Here is a 24,646-nt window from a genome sequence, read left to right on the forward strand (position 1 = left end):
TATCCTGGAGCGCTGATCATGGACCATCACAAACGCGACTTTTCGGTCAACGACCGGCTGCTGAAAATCTGCGGGCTCGCCGCGGTCATCGGCGGGATCGCCACGCTCGCGGCCGTCCTGCTCCTCGGGCTCATCCATCTCTTCACGAACCTGTTTTTCTTCGGCACGTTCTCGATCGCGGACCGCTCGCCCGCGCTCAACACGCTCGGGCCCTGGGTAATCGCGATTCCGGTGATCGGCGGCCTGATCGTCGGGATGATGGCTCGCTTCGGCTCGGAGAAGATTCGCGGCCATGGCATTCCCGAAGCCATCGAAGCGATTCTGTTCGGCAAAAGCCGCATGTCGCCCAAGGTGGCGATTCTGAAGCCGTTGTCGTCGGGCATCGTGATCGGCAGCGGCGGGCCGTTCGGCGCGGAAGGCCCGATCATCATGACGGGCGGCGCGCTCGGGTCGCTGATCGCGCAATGTTTCGACGTGACGGCCGCCGAGCGCAAGACGCTGCTCGTCGCGGGCGCGGCGGCGGGCATGACCGCCGTGTTCGGCACGCCGGTCGCGGCGGTGCTGCTCGCGGTCGAACTGCTGCTCTTCGAGTGGCGTCCGCGCAGCTTTTTGCCGGTCGCGCTCGCTTGCGCCGTCGCGGGTTTCGCGCGCGCCGCGGTGTTCGGCACGGGCGCGCTCTTTCCGCTCGACACGCAGCCGCCGCAGATGATCTCGCTGCTTTCGTGCCTCGTGGCCGGGCTGCTGTCGGGCGCGCTGGCATCGGGGCTGTCGGCGGCGCTCTACAAGCTCGAAGACGTATTCGGCAAGCTGCCGATCCACTGGATGTGGTGGCCTGCGATCGGCGCGGTGTTCGTCGGCATCGGCGGGTACATCGAGCCGCGCGCGCTCGGCGTCGGCTATGACGTGATCGGCGACTTGCTGCATCAGCACATCGCGATTCAGGTGGCGCTGTCGATCCTCGCCGTGAAGGCGATCAGCTGGGTCATCGCGCTCGCCTCGGGGACCTCGGGCGGCGTGCTCGCGCCGCTCCTGATGCTCGGCGCAGGCTTAGGCACCGTGCTCGGCGCGATCCTTCCGGGCCATGACGCCGCGCTCTGGCCGCTCGTGTGCATGGCCGCGACGCTCGGCGCGACACTCGGCGCGCCGCTCACCGCGATCGTCTTCGCGTTCGGCCTCACCCACGATGCGAACGCGCTGTTGCCGCTGCTCGCCGCGACGCTCGTCGCGCACGGCTTCGCGACGGTCGCGATGAAGCGCTCGATCATGACCGAGAAGATCGCGCGGCGCGGGTATCACATCTATCGGGAATACGGCGTGGATCCGCTGGAGCGTCATCACGTCGAGGAAGTCATGACGCGCGACGTGCTGACGGTCGATGCCGCCACGCCTTTGAGCGACGTGCTCGCGAAGCACTTCGGACCGCATCAGGTGCATCGCGCATATCCGGTCGTGCAAGACGGCGCGCTCGTCGGGATGCTCGATCGGGCGGCGCTCGGGACGCTGACGGATGGGCAGGCGAGTGTGGGCATCGGCGAGGCGTTGGAGCAGCTTCAGCGTGGCGCGCCCGTGTTCGCGCTGCCGGGTGAGCCGTGCCGGCTCGCCGCGACGCGCCTCGCCGTGCATGAACTGGAGCGCCTTCCGGTGGTCGCGGACGAGCAGTCGCTGCGGCTCGTCGGCATCGTTTCGCGCAGCGATCTCGTCAAGCCCGCGCGCGCGCACTTCGACGAGGAACATCGGCGCGAGCGTTTCAGGGGCTTTCGGCGGACGACGGCGCTACGGAAGCACTGAGCGCGGCGAGGTCGGCCTGCATGTCCGCGAGCGGCTGGGCCCAGTTGCCGAGCTCGGTCTGACGATAGAGGCGCATCGACGGATACCACGGCGTAAAGCGCTGGCAGTCGAGCCAGCGTGGATCGCATGCCTGCGGCAGCAGCACCCAGACGGGGCGATTCAGCGCGCCAGCGAGATGCGCCGTGCCCGTGTCGATGGTGATGAGCAGATCCAGCTTTTCGAGCACGCGAGCGGTGTCGCCGAAGGTCGAGAGATGCGGCGCCATGTCGGTCACGCCGTGGCGGTTCATGACGGCGCGCTCTTCTTCGCTGATCTCGCCTACCTGCAGCGAATAGAGACGACAGGTGCCGCTTGTTAGCACAGATTCGAGGCGCTCCAGCGGAATCGAGCGATACGGCTCGTGACGCACGCCGCTCGCGCTTTTCCAGATCAGGCCGATTTTCGGGAGCGTCGTTTCGACGCTCAACTGCGCGCTCGCCTCGTCGGACAACACCCTGGCTGGATCGATGGCAATGCGCGCCCCGGGATTCTCCGCAGGAAAGTACGGCGAGCGCTGATATCGCGCGTAAAGACTGAAGCCGAAGGTGATGCGATCGCAGCGCTCGATTTCGATCGCGCGCTGCTCGGCTGTCGCCTTCGACAATGTCACGTCGTCGCTCTGGCGAAAAATGCCTTCCCATGCCGGGATGTGCTCCACGACGACCGCACGCGCCCCGTCCCGAAGAAGGAGATCGATGTAGCGCGAGAAATGCACGAAGTCGCCGAAACCGCCCTCCCCGCAAATGAATATCCGTTTGCCCGCGACAGGTTCTTCCATGCTGAGGAAATCGTCAGCCCCTACGCCCTGCCAGACGGGATCATCTCCGATAATCAGACGGTGAAAGGCTTGGGCATACTCACGCCCGCGCAGCGCGCGGTATCCCTCGTGCGCTTCGTGAAACTTGCCGAGGATGAATTGCACGCCGCACAACTCGTCGATCACAATATAGCGATCGACGTAAGAGAGCGACTCGTTCGCTAATGCGCGTTTCAGTTGCGTTTCGGCGTCGGCATACATGCCGAGATAGCTCAAATCGATTCCAAGCTGGGCGATCACGCAGCCGGGATCGTCGCAGGCGGACAACTGCGCGCAAAGGGCGCGGGCTTCGGCGGCGCGGCCAGCCAGACGCAGCGTGCGAATCAGTTCCAGGGGCTGCATGTTTTGCAGATCGTTTCGGCGGGTCATGGCGGATTATTGTGGACTGAGATCGCTGGCGAGAGCGAGGTATGCTAATTCCTCGAAACGTCCGAAACGCAAAAAAGCATAGCTTCAAACGTAGACGCAACGGCCTGAAAGCAGGAACGAACTTGCGTCATCGTGCGTTCCTCACGGCGAAAGAATCGAACGGACCGTCATCGAGCAGGAATTCGCGACATGCCTTTTCCCCCAGCCGAATCGCACAACCCGCGCTCACCGCCCATGACCACCCGCCGAGATTTCCTCTGCCTCACCGCCGCCGCGCTCGCCGCACAAACCGCCCTTGCAGCCAAACCGCCCGTCCAACCCATGAACAAGCGCCCGATCCCCGCAACCGGCGAGCCCTTGCCCATCGTCGGCTGCGGCACCTGGCGCACCTTCGACGCAGGCAACGACGCAACCCGTCGCCGCGAGCTCGCCGACGTGCTGGGCGCGCTTTTCGCCGCGGGCGGCTCGGTCATCGATTCATCGCCGATGTACGGCTCCTCCGAAGCCGTCGCGGGCGCGCTGCTCGCCGAGTCGCACGCGCGCGACAAGGCGTTCATCGCCACCAAGGTCTGGACCGACGGACGCGAGGCCGGCATCGCGCAGATGGAGCAGTCGATGCGCCTCTGGCGGACCGATCGCATCGATCTCATGCAGATTCACAACCTGCTCGACTGGCGCACGCATCTCGCCACTCTGCGCGACTGGAAAGCCGCGGGCAAGATCCGCTACATCGGCATCACGCATTACACGTCGAGCGCATTTGCCCAAGTCGAGGCCGTGCTGCGCTCGGAGCGCGTCGATTTCATGCAGATCAACTACGCCGCCAACGACCGCGACGCCGAAGCGCGCCTCCTGCCGCTCGCCGCCGAGCGCGGCGTCGCGGTGATCGTCAATCAGCCGTTCGGCGGCGGGTCGCTGCTCGCGAGCCTGCGCAACCGGCCCTTGCCCGCGTTCGCACAGGAACTCGGCTGCGCGTCGTGGGCACAGCTTCTGCTCAAATTCGTGCTGGGCAACGCCGCCGTGACCTGCGTCATTCCCGGCACGGGACGGCGCGAATACATGATCGACAACGCGCGCGCGGGCATGGGCATTTATCCCGACGCGGCGATGAGACAGCGCATCGCCGACGCGCTCCCTTAAGGAGAGAACCATGAGCGATCCCTACGACCTTCAGCGTTTCGTCGACGCGCAGGAGAGCGTCATCGACGACGTGCGCGCCGAACTCTCGGCCGGCCGCAAGCGCACGCACTGGATGTGGTTCGTGTTTCCGCAGATCGCCGGCCTCGGGCACAGCGCGATGGCGCAGCGCTATGCGATCTCGTCGCGCGACGAAGCCCGGGCGTATCTCGCGCATCCCGTGCTGGGCGCGCGGCTCGTCGAGCTGACGCGCATCGTCGGCGGCGTGCAGGGGCGCAGCGTCGGCGACATCTTCGGCTATCCGGACGACATGAAATTTCATTCGTCGATGACCCTTTTCGCGCACACGGCCGACGACCCCGGGGTCTTTCAGGAAGCGCTGCGCCGCTATTTCGGCGGCCAGGACGACGAAGCCACGCTCGCACGCCTGCGATGACGGGCATGGCGGTTGCGCCTTCTGAAACGTCCACGTTCCTTCAGGAGCCAAGCGCCATGCGCAAGTCTTTCAAGCTGCACGATCACGTCCGCTGGAACACGCCGCAAGGCGAAACGACGGGGCATATCGTGCGCATCGTCACCGAGCGCACGACGCTCGACGGCCATACCGTCAACGCGTCGCGCGAGGATCCGCACTTCGAAGTCGAAAGCGACAAGAGCGGCAAGCGCGCCGTGCACAGGGCCGACGCGCTCACGCGGCTATTGCATTGATTCCGTTTCAAATCCCGCGGCAGCACGCGCCGCACGTTCGCACTATTGCAGTGCGCGCGGCGCAAGCTGACACCGTTCCTGCATAATCCACGATTAACGTTCAAACTTCTACCGCGCCGGAAGCTTGAATCGCGCATTTCCATTGACGGCTTTCCTAATCCTTTGAGGAATCGAAACAATGAAATCGAAACTCGTGGCACTGCTCGTTGCATCGTCGGCACTCGGCCTGACTTCCACGGCATCCTTCGCCCAAGTCGCGGGCACGCAACCGCTCGGCGTATCGGTCGAGGTCTCGACGGCCATCATCGATGGCTGGAGCATCAAGAAATCCGTCCTCAACAAACCCGTCGTCAACGATCAGGGACAACGCGTCGGCGTGATCAATGACATCATCGTCGCGCCGGACAAATCCGTTTCGTTCGCGATCATCGCCGCGAACAAGTTCCTCGGCGTGGCGCGCCACGACGTCGCGATTCCCATCGATCAACTCGACGTCAAAAACGGCCAGTTCGTGCTCGCGGGCGCGACCAAGGACGCGATCAAGGCGCTGCCCGAGTTCCAGTACAACAAGGTGAAGGCGACGCCGAAGCCGCGCGCGGAATTCGAGCATCATTAAGCTTGCCGGGAGGCGGCCGCGCGCCGCCTCTTTCGCTCAACCTCCTCCGGAATCCGACGATGTTCAAAGCCCTCATGCTCGACAAACAGGACGACCGCACGGTCGCGTCCATTCAGTCGATCGACGAATCGCGCCTGGCTTTGTCCGGCGACGGCGGCGACGTGCTCGTGCGCATCGACTTCTCCACGTTGAACTACAAGGACGGCCTCGCGATCACCGGCCGGGCGCCGGTCGTGCGCATGTGGCCGATGGTGCCGGGCATCGACTTCGCGGGCGTCGTCGAGGCGAGTTCGCATCCGGATTACGAGCCCGGTGACAAGGTCGTGATGAACGGCTGGGGCGCGGGCGAAACGCATTGGGGCGGGCTCGCGCAGAAGGCGCGCGTGCCGGGCGACCATCTGATCGCGCTGCCCGCGAACATCACGACGCGCCAGGCGATGGCCGTCGGCACCGCGGGCTATACCGCGATGCTGTGCGTGCAGGCACTCGAAAAACATGGCATCGGCCCGAAAGACGGCGACGTGCTCGTGACGGGCGCGAACGGCGGCGTCGGCAGCTTCGCCGTCGCGATTCTGGCCAAGCGCGGCTTTCGCGTGATCGCGTCGACCGGCCGCCCCGAGGAAGCCGCGCGGCTGCGCGAGCTGGGCGCGGCGGATATCGTCGAGCGCGCGACGCTTTCGGACCCGGGCAAGCCGCTGCAGAAGGAACGCTGGGCGGCGGCCGTCGATTGCGTCGGCAGTCATACGCTCGCGAACGTCTGCGCGAGCTTGCGCTACGGCGGCGCGGTTGCCGCGTGCGGGCTCGCGCAAGGCATGGATCTGCCGGCGTCCGTCGCGCCGTTCATCCTGCGCGGCGTCGCCTTGCTGGGCGTGGACAGTGTCTACGTGCCGCGCGAGCGGCGCGTCGCGGCGTGGAAGGCGATCGCCGACGAAGTGCCGGTCGCGACCATCGAAAGCGTCGCGACCACCGTCGCGCTCGCGGATGCGCCCGATGTCGCCGCGCGCTTGCTGCGCGGCGAAGTGAAGGGCCGCGTCATCGTCGATGTGAACGCCTGAACCGGCGTCAGAAGGTGCTCCAGCCGTCGGTGGTCGCCGGCTTCGCGACCGCAATCTGAGCGACCCGGGCAACGCGAGGTGCGGACTTCGCAACCGGCGCGCGGGCCACGTGCGTCTCAGAGCGCGTGAACGTCGATGCCGGCGCGTCCACCGTGAAGAACGCGACCGCTTCGTTGAGCCTGCGTCCCTGTTCTTCGAGCGACGATGCCGCCGCGGCCGCTTCTTCCACCAGCGCCGCGTTCTGCTGCGTGACTTCGTCCATCTGCGTGATGGCAAGATTCACCTGCTCGATGCCGCGTCCCTGCTCCGCCGAAGCCGCCGCGATCTCCTGCATGATGTCCGTCACGCGCGCGACGGCCTGCGTCACCTCGGTCATCGTCGTGCCTGCTTCGCCCGCCAGCACGGAACCGTCGCGCACCTTGTCCGTGGAGGCCGCGATCAGTTCCTTGATCTCCTTCGCCGCCGTCGACGAGCGCTGCGCGAGACTGCGCACTTCGCTTGCGACGACCGCGAAGCCCCGGCCCTGCTCGCCTGCCCGCGCCGCTTCGACCGCCGCGTTGAGCGCGAGAATGTTCGTCTGAAATGCGATGCCTTCGATGATGCCCGTGATCTCCGCGATCTTGTCGGAGCTGTCGCTGATGCCGTTCATCGTCGCAACCACGCGGCCGACGACATCGCTGCCTTTCCTCGCGATATCCGATGCATTCGACGCGAGCGAACTCGCCTGCTGCGCGTTCGCGGCGTTCTGGCGCACCGTCGACGTGAGCTCTTCCATGCTCGCCGCCGTCTCCTGCAAGGAAGCGGCCTGCTCTTCGGTGCGCTGGCTCAGATCGGTGTTGCCGGTCGCGAGCTCCTTCGCCGCGCCGCCGACCGCGCCGCTGCCTTCGCGCACGCGGCCCACGGTTTCGGTGAGGCGCGCGTTCATCGTCGCGAGCGCGCGCAACAGGTCGCCGGTTTCGTCCTTCGCATCGGCGACGATATGGCTCGTCAGATCGCCGCGCGCCACCGTCTGCGCGATGCCGACCGCTTTGCCGATCGGCGTCGTGATCGAGCGCGTGATCGCGATGCCCGCACCGACCGCGAAGAGCGCCGCGGCCGCGCAGAGCGCGATCAGCACGTTGCGTTGCATCCGATAGCTGGCCGCGTCAGCGCGCACGATGTCCTCGCGGCGCGCGGCGGTGTAGGTCGCGTAATCGTCGGTGGCCTTGACCAGTTGCGCGAGCAGCGGGCGGCATTCGTCGTCCATTTTTTGGATCGCCTCGTCGCGCTTGCCCGCGAGCGCAAGTCCGGCGATATTCGTCGCGACCGGCCCGTACAGGGTCTCCACGCGTCCCATCTCGGCGACGAGGCTCTTCGCCTTTTCGCTGGTATCGGTCGCGGCGGCGATCATGTCGTTCAGTTGCTTCAGGCGCGCCTGCACGTCCTCGTGCGCACGCGTGACGTTGGCTTTCTCGAGATCGATATCGGAAGGTTTCGTGACGAGCACGAGATTGCGCGCGGCGATGGCGCGCCGGTCGACGGCGGTGCGAAGCTGGCTGGCCACGTCGGCGCGCGCGTTGATGCCGTTCACGTAGTGCGCGAAGCCGTCTGACGCGACGGATAGCGCGCGCAGGGACATGCCTGCCACAAGCACCACCAATACGGCCAGAATACCGAATCCAGCAACCAGCTTGTTCTTGATCGTGATGTTCTTCAGGTTCATGTTTCAGGTTCTCTCAGGGTCCGTTCAAGGGACATACGGCGTCGTGCGCGCGCTTCGCGCGGACTGCCCCGCACGAGCGGACGTTTCGCCGCACCGGGCGCGTGACGCTCTTCCTGCTGATTACGGCCCGCCGGTTTGAGCTCTGAAGGCGAAAGATGCAAATAGTCCGCATTTTGTCCGGGCGCAGCGGTAAGCCCGTGCCATGAAGCATGATCACGCCAAGTAATTTTTTCCACCCTCATCGACTTCCGATTCCGATGCCCGACCTCCTCGACTACCGCACGCCCGATTTCGAAGCCGCGCTCGCGGCGCTCCCGCCCACGCCGGCGACCGGCCTCGCCACGAACGAAAACTACTGGGACGCGGTACGCGCCTTGTGGCGCCAGTCGGACGCGCTGATCAATCTGGAGAACGGCTTCTGGGGAGCGATGACCGAGCCGGTCAAGGCGATGTTCCATCACTGGACCGAACGCGTGAATCGCGAGACGACGCTGCTGATTCGCCCGCATCTGATGACGCTGTATCAGGGTCTGCGCGAGCGCGTCGCGAAGGAAATGGGATGCGCGGTCGAGGAAATCGAGCTGACACGCAACGCGACCGAAGCGCTGCTCGCGCTCATCAGCGGCTACAACCGGCTCTCTCCTGGCGACACCGTGCTTTACAGCGATCTCGACTATCCCTGCGGCAAGGACGCGATGGAATGGCTGCGCGAGCGGCGCGGCGTCACGCCCGTGCGCATCACGATGCCCGAGCCGGCGACGCGCGAGGCGGTGCTGCAAACCTACGCCAGGGCCTTGAGCGCGCACCCGCGCACGCGGCTCGTGCTGCTCTCGCACGTGTGCTTCGCGACGGGACTCGTCCTGCCGGTCGCGGACATATCGGCGATGGCGAAGGAAGCCGGCGCGGACGTGATCGTCGATGCAGCGCATTCGTGGGGGCAGCTCGACTTCGACGTGCCGGACCTGAACGCGCCCTTCGCCGCGCTGAATCTGCACAAGTGGATCGGCGCGCCGCTCGGCTGCGGCGCGATCTATATCCGCCGTGGACACGTCGCGTCGATCGATCCGTATCTGGGCGACCGGACCTGGCCCGCCGACGATATCCGCGCGCGCGTGCATACCGGCTCGCCCAACTTCGCCGCGTGGTTCACGCTGCCGGCGGCGCTGGACGTGCATCTGTCGATCGGGGCCAAGGCGAAGGAGGCGCGCCTGCGTGCATTGCGCGATGCCTGGGCAAAGCCGGCGCGCGAACTTCCCGGCGTACAGATCATGACGCCCGACGATCCCGCGATGACCGCAGGCATCACCGCTTTCCGCCTGCACGGACGCGCGACGAAAGAGGGCTGCGATGCGATCGTCGCGGCGCTGCGCGAGCGCTTCGGCGTGTTCACGGTGACGCGCCCCGGTCCGGATGCGGGCGAAGTCGTGCGCGTGACGCCTGCCCTCTTCACGCGCATGTCGGACGCGGCGCGCCTGCTCGAAGGCATCGCAGCGCTCTCGCGCGAGCTGAAGTAGCCGCTAGCCCGCCACCGGCCGCGCGTCGAGGCGCTCGATCAAGCGTTCGAGCGCCTCCGAGCACGGCGCTTCGACTTTCAGCGCGAGGAGCGCATCGGCGCGCGTCTTGCCGATGTTGATCGCCGCGATCGGCTTGCCGCTCTTCGCGGCCCACTCGCAAAAGCGGTAGCCCGAGTACACCATCAGCGACGAGCCGACGACGAGCATCGCGTCGGCGGCTTCCAGCGAGCGCGCCGCGTCGTGGACGAGCGCGCGCGGCACGCTCTCGCCGAAGAACACCACGTCGGGCTTGAGCACGCCGCCGCAGCGCGTGCAGCCGGGCACGTCGAACGATGCGAAGTCGAGATCCTCGATGTGCGCGTCGCCGTCCGGCACCGCGGGCGCCGTATGACCGACGAAATCGGGATTCGCCGTTTCGAGCATGCGCTGCACCGCTGCGCGCGTATGTCGCTCGCCGCAATCGATGCAGCGCACCCGCCCGATATTGCCGTGGAGCTCGATCACATCGGGATTGCCCGCGCGCGTGTGCAGCCCGTCGACGTTCTGCGTGACGAGCCGATGCACCCGCGAGCGCGCCTCGAGCGCCCGCAACGCGTGATGCGCGCCGTTCGGCTGTGCGTTCTGCACGATCGGCCAGCCGATGAGACTGCGCGCCCAATAGCGGCGCCGCGCGTAGTCCGAGCCGAGAAAATCCTTCAGCAGGATCGGCGCGCGGCCCGTGCGCTGGCCTTCGCGGTCGCGATAGCACGGAATGCCCGACTCCGTGCTGATGCCCGCGCCCGACAGCACGAAAAGCCGCGGATGCCGCTCGACAAATTCATGAAGCTGCTGCACGTGCAGTCCTTTTTACGTGTTTTTGCGGGGTTCGCTGTGATGAAAATATAAGGCGAAACCGCGCCCGCCGCTGGCCGCGATTCTGGCCTTACCACTTTCGCATTAATGAAATTGGCTTGACCAAATCGACCGGCATCGTTAGATTGTCGAACGCCCCACTCCAACGACATCACGAGACAAAGCATGCTGACCGTCATTTGCGAAACGCCCGGAACCCTGAAAGCCGAACAGCGCGAGAAGCCGCAGCGCGGCGAGAACGAAGTGCTGTTGCGCGTGAAGCGCGTCGGCGTGTGCGGCACGGACCTGCACATCTTCACCGGCAATCAGCCTTATCTGTCGTATCCGCGTGTGATGGGCCACGAGTTGTCCGGCGTGATCGAGGAAGCGGATCCGGCGAGCGGCCTGAAGGCGGGCGACACGGTCTACGTGATGCCCTATCTCTCGTGCGGCGAATGTATCGCGTGCCGTCAGGGCAAGACCAATTGCTGCGTGAACATCCAGGTGCTCGGCGTGCATCGCGATGGCGCGTTCACCGAATACCTGAATTTGCCCGCACAGTTCGTGCATAAGGCCGAGGGCGTCACGCTCGATCAGGCCGCGATGGTCGAATTCCTCGCGATCGGCGCGCACGCCGTGCGTCGCGCGGACGTGACGCCGGGCCAGCGCGTGCTGGTCGTCGGCACAGGGCCGATCGGCATGGCGGCCATCACGTTCTCGCGCCTGCGCGGCGCGAACGTCACCGCGCTCGACACGCGCGAAGACCGCCTCGCGTTCTGCAAGCGGGAACTGAAAGTGGATGCCACCGTGCAGATCGGCGAGCAGGACAAGCAAGCTCTGTCGGCGCTCACGAATGGCGAATTTTTCGATGTCGTCTTCGATGCGACCGGCAACTCGCGCGCGATGGAACGCGGCTTCGAGTTCATCGCGCACGGCGGAAAGTACGTGCTGGTCTCGATCGTGCCGGATCGCATCTCGTTCGCCGATCCCGAGTTCCACAAACGTGAGGCGACGCTGCTCGCAAGCCGCAACGCGACGCCGGAGGACTTCGAGACCGTGCTCGCGGCAATGCGCAAAGGCGAAGTGCCGACCGATGCGCTCAACACGCATCGACTGACGCTGAGCGACGTGCCCGAGCGCTTCTCGTCGCTGCTCGATCCGAAGGCGGGCGTCGTGAAGGCGATCGTCGAATGCTGATGGTTTGATCAGGGCGCGCCGCGCGCAAAACGCGGCCGTCCCTGCGCGTCGTGCCAGGGCTCCGCGCTCTTGCACCAGATTTCGTATTGCGGCGGATAGAGACCGGTTTCGTCGAAGATGCCGGTCGGCACTTCGATTTCGTCGACACCGTCGAACGCCAGATAGACCGGCGACCCGCACGTCGGGCAATGGTGCCGCTTGCCTGTGGTCGAACTCTCCCACGCCACCGTGTCGCCCGACACCTGAAACGCGTCGCGCGCAAAGATCGCATAGACGCCGAACGGCGCGCCGTGAATGCGCCGGCAGGTCATGCAGTGGCACAGATTCACTTCCTTCGGCTCGCCCGCGACACGCACGCGCACGGCGCCGCATGCGCATCCGCCTTCGTGAATCGGCCGAGAGTTCATCCGTCGTTGCTCCCGCAATCGACGCACGCCCGCGATCGATCGGGCGCGCTTCGACGATTCATCGCGTGAAGTAGCCGCGATTCTGCATGCACTCGCTGTAAGCGCGCCAGTAACGCGTCATCGGCGGCTCGGGCGGCGGCAGCGGCGGCATCTTCATGTCGCCGCCGTAAATCGCATCCGATGCGCCGGACGCGCCGGCCGCCATCGATGCGGGCATCGCGGGCATGCCGGGCATCGGACCAGATGCGCCGGGCAGCCCGGATGCACCGGAGACCCTTCCCGGCGGCAAGCTCGACGCCGCGATCGCCGCCGATGCGCCCGATGCCGGCGCAGCAGCGGACGCCGCCATCGCGCCCGACGCGCCCGACGGCAAGGGCGGCTCGACGGGGCGCGGCGGCGTGAGCACGCGCGTTTCACGCTGGGCATCGCGCGGCGGCGCCTGCGGCTCGCGCGCCACGTTCACTTTCGTCGTCTGATTGGCGTAGCCGTAGCAGGCGGCGTTATCGACGGATTGCTGCCACGCGCTCTGGCTGCGTCCGGGCACGGCGAGCGGCTGTTGCGCGAAAGCGGCGCCACACGCCGCGAGCAAGGCGATTCCCGCGTAAGTGGAAGGTCTCATTGGCTTGCAGTTCCCCGATGCGGTTTTATTAGTCGTTGCAGGTCGCACGCCGTTCGCGCATGCGCGAGCGGCGCGAGTCTGCGCCGGGCCTGCTGCCAAGGATACCGCGCCCGCGAAACCGTCCACGCCAGAAGCACCGGTATCTTCCGCCAATTTCCAGACACAAGGCGGCGCGGCGCACACTCGCCGGAAAAGCGCACATGTCAGAACTTCATGCCGACGCCGATACCGATGACCCACGGATCGATCTTGAGCGAGCCGAGATCGGCGCCGTCCGCCGACGCGCTCGTGCGCATCCAGATCTTTTTCAGATCCGCGTTGACGAAGAGATTTTTCGCCACCTGCACGTCGACGCCCGCCTGCAGCGCCGGGCCGAAGCTGCTGTGCCGGATCGACACCGGCGTATCGCCCGCTTTCAGCTTGTCGTTGTAGAAATACGTGTAGTTCACGCCCGCGCCGACATACGGACGCACGCGGCCCGCGTGATTGAAGTGGTATTGCAGGAGCAACGTCGGCGGCAGCACGCTCACGCCGCCCAGCCCGCCGATGCTCGACGTCACCTGATGCCGCGACGTAGCCAGGATCAGCTCCACGCCGATGTCATCGCGGATCATGTAGGTGAAGTCGAGTTCCGGCACGATCGCATTGTTCACGTCCACGCCGAGCGTGCCGAGTGCGCCGCCCGCTGTCACATCGGGCTGGATGCTGATCGCGCGCAGGCGCACCAGCACGTCGCCGGCGTGGATGCCGCCCATCGAATCACTCGACGGCGCATCGCCCGCCGCGTGTGCCACGCCTGCAAACAAGGAGGCGCACGCCATCACCACTGCCCCGAAGACTTTTTTCATTTCTATCTTTCCCGCGTTAAAAGCGGGAATTTTCCCGGGCGGGGGCGCACACGCCATTGACCGCGCGCAAGGCATGATCGCGCGCGCTCGTCAGCGGCGACGAGGTTTGAGCGACGACAAGCCTGCGCTCGAACGCCGCAAACCGCGGGTCCGCGCTTTGCTAGATAAAGTTAAAGTACAAAGGGAGGCAGCAGATGAGACCCACACTCGGCACGCTCGGGCGCATGACGGGGGGTCTGCTCGGTGGCACGCTCGCCGTCGTGGCGAGCGCTCAGCAGGCGCCGCAAAAACCGAACAAGCTCGAATACGACAGCACGCCCGCGTATCAGGAGAAAAACGTCACGCCGCCTGCGGCAGCGGCCGCGAACGCCAGCGATGCACTGAAGACGCGGCCGGGCAAGACATCATCGGGCAAGGGCGCCGCGCCCGACCGGCCCAACGGCCTCGGCTTCGATGCGGGCGCGAGCGGCATGAGCAAGAAGCAATAGCCTTCGATTACGCGTCGCCTGGCTTGTCGGGCCACGGCCATGTCGAATAGCGCGATGGCTTTTCGGACGCGGCCTTGCTCTTCTGCTTCTGCCGAGCCGGCGCCTGCGCTTCATGCGCCGGAGCCGCGCTCTTCGCGGTTTCGGGCAGCTCCTCGCCGAACCACGGCACGTCCTTGCGCCGCTCTTCCACATAGGCGCCCCAACCCTTCGCGTTGTCTGCGAAGAGATCGTGCCTGACGGTGTTGGCGAGCAGTTGCCGATTCAGCGTCTCGTCGAGAAGCGCCTTCGGCCAGACGAAGAACGCGCCCGATGCGCGCCGGATGAAATCGCGCGGCGTCATCTTCTCGTCGATGAAGCCGAGCAGCGTGAAGCCAGCAAGCGCGTCGTTGCCCTTCACCGCTTCGCCGATGCTCGCGTATTCGTCGGCGCATTGGCTCAGGCAAAACACCGACTCCATCACGTCGCCGAGATGCAGCAGCAGCGCGCGTCGTTCGTAGGGATCCTGCGTGGCGGTCTCTTGTTTCGTCATTCGCTGTTCCGATATGTCGAGGGTGGATTCGGCGGCGCGCGCGCACTGCTGCACGTACCGCATCATCACGAAGTTTAGCGAACTCGGCGTGAGGCGTCGGCGTACAAGCGCGCCAATTACTTCGTGAAGCGCGTGCGGAAGCTCAGCCGATAGTCGTTCGGCGACACGCCGAGCCGCCGCGTGAAAACGAGCCGCATCCGATCGGCCGTGCCGAAGCCGCACTCGTATGCGACGGTTTTCAGAGGCGTGTCGCTGCTCTCGAGCATATTGCGGGCCGCGTCGACGCGCGCCCGTTCGACGAACTCATGCGGCGTCATCTGCGCGAGTTGCACGAAGGCGCGCGCGAAGTTGCGCTCGCTCATGCCGGCGACGCTCGCCAGTTGCGCGACCGACAGCCGCTCGCCGATGTGCTCCATCACATACGCCTGCACTTTCGCGACCGGCGAAGTCTCATCGGCGGGTGCGCTCAAGTACGGGCTGAATTGCGATTGCCCGCCGCGTCGCTGCGCGAAGACGACGAGGCGCTTTGCAACCGCGAGCGCGACCTGCGCGCCATGATCTTCCGCGACGAGCGCGAGCGCGACATCGATGCCCGCCGTCACGCCCGCCGAGGTGACGAGCCTGTCGTCGCGCATGTAGATGCGGTCCAGCTCGACGCGTGCGCGCGGAAAGCGCTCCGCGAGGCGCGGCGCGTTCTGCCAGTGCGTGGTCACATTGCGGCCGTCGATCAGGCCCGCGTGTCCGAGCGCGAATGCGCCCGTGCAGATCGAGCCGTAGCGCTCGCAGTGCGAGGCGACATCGGCGAGCCAGGCCGTCAGCCGCGAATCCGGCGCATCGGCGGGAAGCGCCGGGCCGCCCGCGACGAGCGCGGTGCCATAGCGCCGATGCGCTTCGTCGAAAGACAGGTCCGCGACGAGACGCGTGCCGTTCGACGCGCGCACGATGCGCTCTGCGGGACCGACGAGCGTGATCTCATATGCGTTCGATTGGGCAATGAAGCCGTTCGCTTCCGCGAACACATCGACGGGACCGGCCACATCGAGCGCCTGCACGCCCTGGAAGATTGCGATTGCGACTGTAGGCATCGAATGGAAGGTCCGTGATGAGCGCGCATGGCAGAAGACGGCGTGCGCTTGGCAGGGTTCGACGCGCCGTTTCGATTGAGACGTGAAGGCGTTTTGACGAGACTAAAGCCATCCGACGCGCTGCGCGATTTTAGCAACGCACCCGCATCCGCGTCGTCGATCGACCCACATCACGGAGCCATACTCATGAGCGAAATCATCGCAGGCATCAGGATTCCCGACAGCCAGATGGCGCGCGAAGCCACGCAACTCGTGCGCGATACCGAGCCCGATCTGCTCTACCACCATTCGCGCCGCGTGTTCCTGTTCGGCGCGCTCGCGGGCGAGCGCAAGCAACTGAAGTACGATCCCGAACTGCTGTATATCGGCGCGATGTTCCATGACATGGGCCTCACCGAAGCGTACAGCAGCGCGCACGACCGCTTCGAAGTCGATGGCGCGAATGCGGCGCGCGATTTCCTGCGTCGGCATGGCATCGGCGAATACGAGATCGAGCAGGTGTGGGACGCGATCGCGCTGCACACGACGCCCGGCATTCCGCAGTACAAGAAGCCGGTGGTCGCGCTGGTCACGGCGGGCGTCGAGATGGATGTGCTCGGTCTCGCCTACGACGAGTTCAGCGCGGATGAGCGGCGCCTCGTGGTCGCGGCGCATCCGCGCGAGGCGAACTTCAAGGAAGGCATCATCGACGCATTCGCCAAAGGCACGATCGGCAAGCCCGAATCGACCTTCGGCAATGTCAAGGCCGACGTGCTCGCGTTGAAGGACCCGAATTACAGGCGGCTGAACTTCTGCAGCATCATCCTCGGGTCGGCGTGGAACGATCAGCCTCACGATCATGCGGCGTGCCGCGACCCGGCGCACCGCCACGCGTAGGTCAGCGGCACATGCGATACGGTCCCATGTCGACGTGAAAGTGCGTCTCGTGCAGCGCGTTGTAACCGGGGCCCAGCGCGGTGGCGAACGCATGGCACGCGCCTTCGTGAACGCGGCGCAGGAACTGTCCATCGGGAGAGGCCGCATCGCTCCAGCGCGCGAGCGTGATGCGGCGTCCGTCTTCGAGCACGAAGCCCGTCAGGTCGATGGCGTTCGCGCTCGCATGCTGGCTCAGCGCAGCGTCCTGCTGATGATTCACGTTGCGGCACGCATAGCTGCCGACATGCTCGATGCGCGCGACGCGCTCGCCGTAGATGTCGAGCGCGGCGGGCTGAAGATACTGATGCTCGAAATAGGCGATGCCGAGCGCGAGCGGACACGTCGCGAGAAAGGGCGAACTGATGCGCAGGTCTTCCATCTGCGTGACGCGCACTACGTCCTTGAGCGCACAACCGCCCGGCCCTGTTGCATCGGCCATCGCGCGATACACGAGACCGGAGCGCGCGAGCGCGGCGTCGCAGAGTGGCGCGTCGTGCATCGTGCGCCATAGCCTGAAGCGCGTGAGCGGACCTTGAGGCGCACGCACGTCGAGCGGGGCGAAGGGATCGTAGCGCTCGGACAGCACGATGCGCTTCGAGTACACCGCGTAGCCGAATGCGGCCGCGCCCACGAGCGACGCGAGCAGCAACCACGCGACGATGCGCGCGATCATGCGAAGCGCTTACGCGCCGGTTGCGTGCGCGGCGTTCACGCGTTCGGCGAGCTTCGCGTCATAGCTCGAATGCACGTGCACGCGCTTCTTCTCGGGATACGCATACGAATAGGCCTTGCGCAACGCGAGCGACGCTTCATGGAAGCCCGACAGAATGAGCTTCTGCTTGTTCGGATAGTTGGCGATATCCCCGACCGCGAAAATGCCCGGCCGAGAGGATTCATAGTTCGACGTATCCACTTCGATGCGCCCGCCGCGCACATCGAGGTTCCAGGTGGCGATCGGGCCGAGTTCGGAGACGAGACCATAGAGCGCGACGATCTTGTCGGCGGCAACATCCGTCGAACCTTCCACCTGCTTGATGCGCGCGCCGCGCAGCGTGTTATCGGGCGCATCGAGCGATTCGATCATGCCGATGACGAATGCCATCTCGCCCGCGTCCACCGCGCGCTTCATCGTCGCAACCGAGTTCGCCGCCGCCGAAAAGCCGCTGCGCCGATGCACGAGCGTGAGCTTCTTCGCGATGTCCTTCAACGCGAGCGCCCAGTCGAGCGCAGAATCGCCGCCGCCCGCGACGATGACCTCTTTGTCCGCGAAATCCGCCACGCGCGAGACGCTGTAGTGCACGTCCTTGCCTTCCAGCGCGGCGACCTCGGGCAATTGCAGCCGCTGCGGCACGAACGCGCCGTTGCCGGCCGCGATCAGGATCGCGGCGCAGTCGACGGTCATGCCGCGTTCGGTCGTGACCGTCCAGCGATGATCGTCTTCGCGCTGCGTGACGGACTGCACGCGCTGATCGAGATGGATCGGCACATCGAAGGGGCGGATCTGCTCGAGCAGGCGATCGACGAGCTCGCGTGCGGTGCATGAAGGAATCGCGGGAATGTCGTAGATCGGCTTGTCGGGATAGAGCTCGATACATTGGCCGCCGATGCGCCCGAGGGTGTCGACGATTTGACACGTGAGGCCGATCACGTTTGCCTCGAAGGCGGCAAATAGGCCTACCGGGCCGGCGCCTATGATCAATACGTCGGTTTTTATCGCTTCGCTTTGAGATTCCATTTCGGTTCGCTTTCCTTTGCTTGCTGAATTTTTCAGCATTCTTCGGGTCACGATACAGAAAGGTTTTTGCGGGGGCAATGAAGTCCCTGTTTGCTTAGCGGCGATTTTTTTTCGCCGGATCCCGTTTTCTTGTTGGTTTATTAGCACTGCCCCTGTGCGGGGCGGCAGTCACTTTCTTTGCTGCTGCAAAGAAAGTAACCAAAGAAAGCAGCTCGATAGGCCCGCGGTCACACGCAGTTTGGCCATGCTTGCCATGTGATCGTGGGCTGCCTAAGTGTCGCCCTCATAGGCCCAACCGCGCTTGGATCGCGCACGGTCTGTCTCATCGCACCACTCCACTTGCTGGTTCAGCACCAAATAGCTTCGGCACAGCGCTGCGCGCTGCCGACGGGTCTACCAGGGAAACCAACCTATCGCACATGCAATGAGATGGATGCGTTAGCGACGAAGCGCGCGCAAACCCGATGAACCCATCGGCCGCGAAGCGGGCCAGAGCCTTTTGGTGCTGAACCGCTCCGCTGTGCGGCGCGCGGCGACAGACCGTGCGCGAGCCAAGCCCGATTAGTCTTGTGAGGGCGACACTTAGGCAGCCCACGATCGGCTGGCAAGCGTGGCCAAACTGCGTGTGACCGCGGGCGTCTCGAGCTGCTTTCTTTGGTTACTTTCTTTGCAGCAGCAAAGAAAGTGACTGCCGCCCCGCATAGGGGCAACGCTAATAAACCACAAAGAAAACGGGATCCGGCGAAATCAAAGTCAACCCCAAAAACAAATCACTTAGCATTCGCATTCAACTCCCGCGCGTAATACATCGCCGCCGCATCGATCTCCTCCGGCGTCATGTTGCGCGCAACATTGCGCATCACCTCGTTAACATCGTTCGTCCGCGTGCCATTGGCAAACGCGATCAATTGCGACTTGGTATAAGCCGCCGGCAAGCCATCGAGCCAAGGGCTACCGGCCTTGTTATCGATGCCCCCATGACACGCCGCACATGGCGCGATATTGCGCATCGGCGCACCATGCGCGACGATCGCCGGCGCGAGCGCGTCGCTCACCTTCCGCTGCGCCGGCGGCCGCGGCAAATTCGCGTAATACGCCGCGAGATCGCGCATATCCTGATCGCTCAGGTTCATCGCCATCGGCGACATCACCGCGTTGGTGCGCGCGCCCTTCTGGAAATCGATCAGCTGCTTGTAAATCACCGACGCATACTGCCCCGCCAGATTCGGCGAATTCGCGTCGCTCATGCCGCGTTCCCCGTGGCACATCGTGCAGCGCAAGGCCAGCGTCGCGCCACGCCCGATCGAATTCGCGCTTACGTTAGTGAGCAACTGCGGGGTGATCTCGACGCCCGTGAGCTTCACCTTCGGCTCGACGGCCGCGCCGCCCGCATACCACTCGCGCGGCACGCCCGCCGCGCTGCAGATCGCATTCCAGATACCGGTGAACGGCGCGTCGCGCTGCACGGAAGGCAGCCATACGAAACCGATCAGCGCCGACACCACGGCGATGCCGATCGTCCCCAACACGCTGACGGCGAACCAGCGGTTGCGGAAGGTGAAGAGGCGTTCGTCGCTCATCGCTGCGCTCCGATCGGCACTGCGGGCACCGCCGTATCCGAACGCGCGAGCAACTGCGCAATCGGGTAGCCGTAGTTGACGAGCGTAAGGCCGATCATCAGCACGAGCCACAGCGCAAAACTGTTCAACGCCACGGGAAGCGTGCGCGGCTCATGCACCGCGCGGCTGAAGCGGAACTCCTCGATCGCCGTGCGCGGCGCGCGATGCGCCTTGATCAGGACGATGAAAAACAGCACCGCCGATACGACCAGAATCAGCCCGCCCAGCACTGAGATCACCACATAGACCGCTTGCGCGGCGATCGCCGGATCGCTGTAGTCGTAGAACGCCATGCGCCGCGGCATCCCCAGAATGCCGACGAAATGCCACGGGAACGTGAGCACGATCATGCCGATGAACCATAGCCACAACTGCCAGCGCATCAGCTTCACGCTCTCGAGTGCGCGCCCGGTCAGATGCGGCCACAGATCGTACGCGATCACGAAATACATGATGACGATCGCGCCGCCGAAGATCAGATGAAAGTGCCCCGTCACCCATTGCGTATTGTGGACCGTCGAGTCGAGCTGATAGCTCATGTTGATGAGCCCGCCCGCCCCGCCGAAGCCGAGCATCACGAAAGAGAACGCGACGGCCAGCATCATCGGGTTGTCCCACGGCAAAGCCTTAATCCAGCCGAGCGGCCCGCGTCCGCCGCGCAGCCGCGCTGCAATCTCCACCGATGCGCAGATCGTGAACACGGTGAGCAGTGTCGGCACCGCGACGAGCGCGGTGAACACCGAGTGCATGAACTTGAAGCCCGAGCCCACTTGCGGATCGGCGAAAAGGTGGTGAATGCCGATGGGCATCGACACGACGAGGAACAGGATGAACGAGATGCGCGCCATCGAATCGCTGTAGAGACGGCCGCCGATCGCACGCGGAATGATGGTGTAGTACGCGATGTACGCGGGCATCAGCCAGAAGTAGACGATCGCGTGCAACGTCCACGAGAAGAACACGCGCGCGAGGCCCGCGTCGATCGTCGACTTCCAGCCGATCGCGACGGGCAGGATCATGAACAGCACTTCGATCGCCGCGCCCACCGCCGTCCAGCCCCACAGATAGGCACCGGCGACGGTCGCGAACATCGCGAGCGGCACCGGCTTGCCCGCGTTCTCGCGCTTCCACGACGCGAGGTTCACCGACATCAGCGCGACCCACACCCACGAGCCGACCACCACGAACACGACGCCGATGTAATAGAACACGTTGCCGATCATCGGCGGATAGAAGGTGTAGAGCACGGACGCGAGGCCCATTGCGACGGGCACCGTCGCCGTGACCGCGCCCACCGCGACCAGCCAGAAGCCGAGCCACGCCCAGCGCAGGCCGACGAGCGGGCGCTTCAGCGCAAGCTCGCTCACCGCGTAGCCGAAGCCCATCGCGATGAGCGTCGGGAACGCATAGCCCATCACGGTGCCGTGCTCCGTCACCGAGCGATAGTAGAGTTCCGGATTCTGCAGCCACGGATGCAACGGGCTGCGCACGAGCATCTGCCATGCGCCGAGCAAAAGCGCGACGCCGAAGGCGATGAAAGCCAGCCAGAAATGCGCGAGTACGAGGCGCTTGCTATTGAACACAGGACACTCTCCGCGAATTGGCCGGCATCTTGTCGGCCATCTGCATGAATTCGGCGCGGTCCACCACCTTCACGTGCGCCCACATGTTCTGATGCCCGGTGCCGCAGTACTCGTGACAGGGCATCAGATGCTCGCCGGGCTTGTCGAAAGTCGTCTTGAACGTCGAGACATAGCCCGGCTCCAGCATCGAATTGATATTCGTGTCGGTGATCAGAAAGCCATGCACGACATCCGAGCTCGTCGCGCGGAAGGTCACCGGCACGCCCGCCGGCACCACCAGGCATTGCGGCGTGAACGAGTACTGCTGCGCGACGATGCGCACCGTCACCGAGCCATCCGCCTCGGGCGCGGCGCCGAGATTGCTTTCGATGAATTCGCCCGACACATGCAGCGTTTCAGGGCGAATCGTCTCGACGCGCGACGGCGGCATCATCGACCAGTGCACGCCGGTATAAACGACCATGCCGACGAGCACGACGACGATCGCGAGCACGAGAATCGCCCAACGCCGTTCGACCCGTTCGGCGATGTCGTGCGAGCTTGGATTGATGGCCATATGCGATGCCTTAGTGAACCTTCCGAATCGTTGAGGTCGCTGAGATCACTGAATCACGCCACGCGGCAGGAACACGGCGAAATAGAAGACGAACCAGAGGCCGATGACGATCGCCGTCGAGATGCCCGCGAGCGCAATCGCGCCCGATGGGCCGCGCTTCACGATCTCGTCGAGCTTCGCGTCCTGCCTCGCGATTTCATTCGGGTCTTCAGTCATGGTGTCGTCGATGCTCAGTAAAGTGGCGCCGAACGCAGCTCGTTCACTTCCTTCACGCTGACCGGCGTGCCGCGGTTGCCCCACGCGGTGCGGATATACGTGACCACGGCCGCGACCTCGACATCCGAGAGCGACTGCGCGAACGGCGGCATGCCGTAGGGCTTCGGGTTTTTGAAAGTGCCGGGCGGATAGCCGCCGTTCAGCACCATTCGAATCGGGTTCACGGCCGAACTCATCACGATCGACTGATTGTTCGCGAGCGGCGGAAAGTCGGGTGGCTTGCCCTGGCCCTGCGCGGCATGGCATTCGGCGCATTGCGCGTCGTAGATCTTCTTTCCGAGCGGCGAGAGGCTCGTCTTTTCTTCGACGGCCGCCTGGCTCGGCGGCGCCGACTTGTCGCCGGAGCGCGCGGGCAGCGCCTTCAGATAGACGGCCATCGCGCGAACATCTTCCTCGGTCAGATATTGCAGGCTGTCGTAGACAACTTCGGCCATCGGCCCGTACACGGCGCCGCGATTCGACACGCCCGCATGCAGAAGACCGACGATGTCGTCGAGGCTCCAGTCGCCCAGACCCGCTTCCTTGTTCGACGTGAGCGACGGCGCATACCAGTTCTGGATCGGGATCAGGCCGCCTTCGAACGCCTTCGATTTCACGTTGCCGCCGAGCGCGTTGATGGCCGTATGGCACATCGAGCAGTGTCCGAGGCCTTCCACCAGATACGCGCCGCGATTCCATTCGGCCGATTGCGACGCATCGGGCTCATACACGCCTTCGCGGAAGAAAAGCGAACGCCAGCCGAGCAACAGCTCACGACGATTGAAGGGGAAACGCAGCTCGTGCGGCCGGTTCGGCTGATGCACCGCCGGCGTGGACATCAGGAATGCGTAGATCGCGTCGGAGTCGGCGCGCGTGACTTTCGTGTATGACGTGTAGGGCATCGCCGGATAGAGCAGCGAGCCGTCGCGGGACTTGCCCGTGTGCATCATCGCGAAGAACTCTTCGGCGGTCCATTTGCCGATGCCCGTCTCCTTGTCCGACGAAATGTTCGGCGTATAGAGCGTGCCGAAGGGCGTGTCCATCGGGCGGCCGCCGCCGAACGTCTTGCCCGCGGGCAGCGTATGACACGCGATGCAGTCGCCCGCGCGCGCGAGATATTCGCCGCGCTTGACGGTGGCGGCATCCGCGCCTTGCGCCGCGGCCTGGCCGATCGGCGCGGCGCACGCCGCAATGAAGACCGCGACGGTCAGCGCTCGGAAATGTCGAAAACGGAGCACGTTGGGGTCTCGGTTAGTTATGGACGCTGCCGCAGGCGAGCGGCATCCTGAGCGAGCCGGCGGCGACCGGCACCGGATTCGCCGGCGCGGGCAGCGACGCGAGATAGGCCGCTATCGCGGTGATGTCGCGGTCGTTCAACAGTTTCGCGACCTGCCCCATGCAATCCGGCGCGACGGTCGAGCGCGTGCCGTAACGCCACGCGCCGAGTTGCGCGCTGAGATAGTCGGCATGCAGGCCGAGAAGGCCGGGAATCGCGGGCTCCATGCCCGTCATCGCCGCGCCGTGGCAACTCACGCAGGCGGGCACATTGCGCGATGCATCGCCCTTCGTGACGAGCGTCTTGCCGAGATCGAGCGTTTTCTCGTCGACCCTCACGGCCGCGGGCGGCGCGAACGGCGGGCGTTCGCCCGCGAAGTAATCGGCCATCTGCTTCAGGTACGCGTCGGGCAGATAAGCGAGCAGGTAGTTCATCGGCGGATATTTGCGCCGGCCGTCGCGGAACGCGAGGAGCTGGTTGTACAGATAACCGGCGGGTTTGCCGGACAGGCGGGGGAAATAGTCGTTGTCGGTGCCCTCGCCGTGCGCGCCGTGGCAGGCCGCACAACCCATCACGCGGGCCTGCATGGTATCGGGGGCGCGTTCGAGCGCCGCGCCTCGCGCGGGGGCGTCCGCCGCGAGTACGCCGAAGCTGAAAAACGCGAAAAGCGCGGACAAGAAGAAAGCGCAGAGCTTTGCCACGTTTCGCACGTAACCCCCGTTGTCTTTGCCGTGTTCGATTTGCCGGGCGTGTGAGGCATGCGTCCGACGCGGTTTTTCAAGGCGCTGCGATGTTCTTGATGCCGATGGGTTGCGCTTGGCTTTTCTGATCTTAGAAGAGACGGCCTCTTTTTCCCAGTCTGGAGATTGTCTCAATGCACGACGTCGATGCGCATGACACAACGCATCGTTATTTGCGCTCGAACAATGAATCGCACATTTTTGAGATGGGCAATTGC

26 protein-coding genes are annotated in these 24,646 nt (G+C 65.0%); 10 read left to right on the plus strand and 16 right to left on the minus strand.

Annotated features, from left to right (window positions below):
• Nucleotides 1-18: 18 nt before the first annotated feature.
• The gene (locus tag NCS58_RS18280; protein WP_061115762.1) at nt 19-1,788 is read left to right on the plus strand and encodes a chloride channel protein; all 1,770 of its coding nucleotides are present in this window, start codon (nt 19-21) and stop codon (nt 1,786-1,788) included.
• On the opposite strand, the gene NCS58_RS18285 is transcribed toward NCS58_RS18280, so the two are convergent.
• A complete protein-coding gene (locus tag NCS58_RS18285) occupies nt 1,748-2,986 on the minus strand; it encodes a glycosyltransferase family 9 protein (RefSeq protein WP_250477426.1) in 1,239 nt (412 codons plus the stop codon). The genes NCS58_RS18280 and NCS58_RS18285 overlap by 41 nt on opposite strands.
• 261 nt (nt 2,987-3,247) lie before the next feature.
• Between NCS58_RS18285 and NCS58_RS18290 the strand changes: the two genes are divergently transcribed.
• The 5 genes from NCS58_RS18290 to NCS58_RS18310 all read left to right on the plus strand — a co-directional run bounded on the left by NCS58_RS18290 (nt 3,248) and on the right by NCS58_RS18310 (nt 6,529).
• Nucleotides 3,248-4,153: an aldo/keto reductase gene (locus NCS58_RS18290; protein WP_061115760.1), complete on the plus strand. Its 906-nt coding sequence runs from the start codon at nt 3,248-3,250 to the stop codon at nt 4,151-4,153.
• A 10-nt stretch (nt 4,154-4,163) separates the two neighbouring features.
• Nucleotides 4,164-4,586, plus strand: coding sequence for a DUF1810 domain-containing protein (locus NCS58_RS18295; RefSeq protein WP_061115759.1), 423 nt, complete (start codon nt 4,164-4,166; stop codon nt 4,584-4,586).
• Nucleotides 4,587-4,642: 56 nt separating this feature from the next.
• A complete protein-coding gene (locus NCS58_RS18300) occupies nt 4,643-4,858 on the plus strand; it encodes a DUF2945 domain-containing protein (protein ID WP_061115758.1) in 216 nt (71 codons plus the stop codon).
• Between the two features lie 178 nt (nt 4,859-5,036).
• Nucleotides 5,037-5,474: a PRC-barrel domain-containing protein gene (locus tag NCS58_RS18305; RefSeq protein ID WP_061115757.1), complete on the plus strand. Its 438-nt coding sequence runs from the start codon at nt 5,037-5,039 to the stop codon at nt 5,472-5,474.
• Nucleotides 5,475-5,533: 59 nt separating this feature from the next.
• A complete protein-coding gene (locus NCS58_RS18310) occupies nt 5,534-6,529 on the plus strand; it encodes an MDR family oxidoreductase (protein ID WP_061116066.1) in 996 nt (331 codons plus the stop codon).
• A 7-nt stretch (nt 6,530-6,536) separates the two neighbouring features.
• Here NCS58_RS18310 and NCS58_RS18315 read toward each other — a convergent pair whose 3' ends face one another.
• Nucleotides 6,537-8,231, minus strand: coding sequence for a methyl-accepting chemotaxis protein (locus NCS58_RS18315; protein ID WP_061115756.1), 1,695 nt, complete (start codon nt 8,229-8,231; stop codon nt 6,537-6,539).
• A 257-nt stretch (nt 8,232-8,488) separates the two neighbouring features.
• Here NCS58_RS18315 and NCS58_RS18320 point away from each other — a divergent pair, with 257 nt between their 5' ends.
• The gene (locus NCS58_RS18320; protein ID WP_061115755.1) at nt 8,489-9,745 is read left to right on the plus strand and encodes an aminotransferase class V-fold PLP-dependent enzyme; all 1,257 of its coding nucleotides are present in this window, start codon (nt 8,489-8,491) and stop codon (nt 9,743-9,745) included.
• A 3-nt stretch (nt 9,746-9,748) separates the two neighbouring features.
• Here NCS58_RS18320 and NCS58_RS18325 read toward each other — a convergent pair whose 3' ends face one another.
• Complete coding sequence (locus NCS58_RS18325; RefSeq protein WP_061115754.1) at nt 9,749-10,579, minus strand: NAD-dependent protein deacetylase; 831 nt, start codon at nt 10,577-10,579, stop codon at nt 9,749-9,751.
• 183 nt (nt 10,580-10,762) lie between these two features.
• On the opposite strand from NCS58_RS18325, the gene NCS58_RS18330 reads away from it, so the two are divergent.
• Nucleotides 10,763-11,773: a zinc-binding alcohol dehydrogenase family protein gene (locus tag NCS58_RS18330; RefSeq protein WP_061115753.1), complete on the plus strand. Its 1,011-nt coding sequence runs from the start codon at nt 10,763-10,765 to the stop codon at nt 11,771-11,773.
• 8 nt (nt 11,774-11,781) lie between these two features.
• On the opposite strand, the gene NCS58_RS18335 is transcribed toward NCS58_RS18330, so the two are convergent.
• From NCS58_RS18335 to NCS58_RS18345, 3 genes are all read right to left on the minus strand, one after another.
• Nucleotides 11,782-12,180 (minus strand): GFA family protein, encoded by a 399-nt coding sequence (locus NCS58_RS18335; RefSeq protein ID WP_061115752.1) that lies wholly within the window; start codon nt 12,178-12,180, stop codon nt 11,782-11,784.
• A gap of 58 nt (nt 12,181-12,238) precedes the next feature.
• Entirely contained in the window at nt 12,239-12,799 is a 561-nt protein-coding gene (locus tag NCS58_RS18340; protein ID WP_061115751.1) for a hypothetical protein, read from the minus strand.
• 203 nt (nt 12,800-13,002) lie between these two features.
• A complete protein-coding gene (locus NCS58_RS18345) occupies nt 13,003-13,620 on the minus strand; it encodes an OmpW family protein (RefSeq protein ID WP_061116065.1) in 618 nt (205 codons plus the stop codon).
• Between the two features lie 221 nt (nt 13,621-13,841).
• Here NCS58_RS18345 and NCS58_RS18350 point away from each other — a divergent pair, with 221 nt between their 5' ends.
• The gene (locus NCS58_RS18350; RefSeq protein ID WP_061115750.1) at nt 13,842-14,135 is read left to right on the plus strand and encodes a hypothetical protein; all 294 of its coding nucleotides are present in this window, start codon (nt 13,842-13,844) and stop codon (nt 14,133-14,135) included.
• A 7-nt stretch (nt 14,136-14,142) separates the two neighbouring features.
• On the opposite strand, the gene NCS58_RS18355 is transcribed toward NCS58_RS18350, so the two are convergent.
• Nucleotides 14,143-14,664 carry a hypothetical protein gene (locus NCS58_RS18355; protein WP_061116064.1) on the minus strand — a complete coding sequence of 174 codons (522 nt, stop codon included), beginning with the start codon at nt 14,662-14,664 and terminating at the stop codon, nt 14,143-14,145.
• 116 nt (nt 14,665-14,780) lie between these two features.
• On the minus strand, nt 14,781-15,749 hold the full coding sequence (locus tag NCS58_RS18360) for a GlxA family transcriptional regulator (protein WP_061115749.1): 969 nt from the start codon (nt 15,747-15,749) through the stop codon (nt 14,781-14,783).
• Between the two features lie 186 nt (nt 15,750-15,935).
• On the opposite strand from NCS58_RS18360, the gene NCS58_RS18365 reads away from it, so the two are divergent.
• Complete coding sequence (locus tag NCS58_RS18365) at nt 15,936-16,625, plus strand: HD domain-containing protein (RefSeq protein WP_061116063.1); 690 nt, start codon at nt 15,936-15,938, stop codon at nt 16,623-16,625.
• A gap of 1 nt (nt 16,626) precedes the next feature.
• Here the strand turns inward: NCS58_RS18365 and NCS58_RS18370 are convergent, their stop codons facing one another.
• The 8 genes from NCS58_RS18370 to NCS58_RS18405 all read right to left on the minus strand — a co-directional run bounded on the left by NCS58_RS18370 (nt 16,627) and on the right by NCS58_RS18405 (nt 24,275).
• Nucleotides 16,627-17,337 (minus strand): extensin family protein, encoded by a 711-nt coding sequence (locus tag NCS58_RS18370; RefSeq protein WP_061115748.1) that lies wholly within the window; start codon nt 17,335-17,337, stop codon nt 16,627-16,629.
• A gap of 9 nt (nt 17,338-17,346) precedes the next feature.
• Complete coding sequence (locus tag NCS58_RS18375; RefSeq protein WP_250538846.1) at nt 17,347-18,399, minus strand: NAD(P)/FAD-dependent oxidoreductase; 1,053 nt, start codon at nt 18,397-18,399, stop codon at nt 17,347-17,349.
• Between the two features lie 770 nt (nt 18,400-19,169).
• Nucleotides 19,170-19,979: a cytochrome c gene (locus NCS58_RS18380; protein ID WP_061115746.1), complete on the minus strand. Its 810-nt coding sequence runs from the start codon at nt 19,977-19,979 to the stop codon at nt 19,170-19,172.
• On the minus strand, nt 19,976-21,601 hold the full coding sequence (locus tag NCS58_RS18385) for a b(o/a)3-type cytochrome-c oxidase subunit 1 (RefSeq protein ID WP_061115745.1): 1,626 nt from the start codon (nt 21,599-21,601) through the stop codon (nt 19,976-19,978). The genes NCS58_RS18380 and NCS58_RS18385 overlap by 4 nt, the downstream gene beginning before the upstream one ends.
• Nucleotides 21,591-22,157 (minus strand): cupredoxin domain-containing protein, encoded by a 567-nt coding sequence (locus tag NCS58_RS18390; RefSeq protein WP_061115744.1) that lies wholly within the window; start codon nt 22,155-22,157, stop codon nt 21,591-21,593. Before NCS58_RS18390 ends, NCS58_RS18385 begins: the two co-directional genes overlap by 11 nt.
• Before the next feature lie 45 nt (nt 22,158-22,202).
• Nucleotides 22,203-22,373, minus strand: a complete 171-nt coding sequence (locus tag NCS58_RS18395; protein ID WP_086960614.1) for a hypothetical protein — start codon at nt 22,371-22,373, stop codon at nt 22,203-22,205.
• 14 nt (nt 22,374-22,387) lie between these two features.
• Complete coding sequence (locus NCS58_RS18400; RefSeq protein ID WP_061116061.1) at nt 22,388-23,605, minus strand: cytochrome c; 1,218 nt, start codon at nt 23,603-23,605, stop codon at nt 22,388-22,390.
• Nucleotides 23,606-23,663: 58 nt separating this feature from the next.
• On the minus strand, nt 23,664-24,275 hold the full coding sequence (locus tag NCS58_RS18405) for a c-type cytochrome (protein WP_250477494.1): 612 nt from the start codon (nt 24,273-24,275) through the stop codon (nt 23,664-23,666).
• Between the last annotated feature and the right edge of the window lie 371 nt (nt 24,276-24,646).

Source organism: Caballeronia sp. INML3B (assembly GCF_023631305.1).
Taxonomy (GTDB): Bacteria; Pseudomonadota; Gammaproteobacteria; order Burkholderiales; family Burkholderiaceae; genus Caballeronia; species Caballeronia turbans.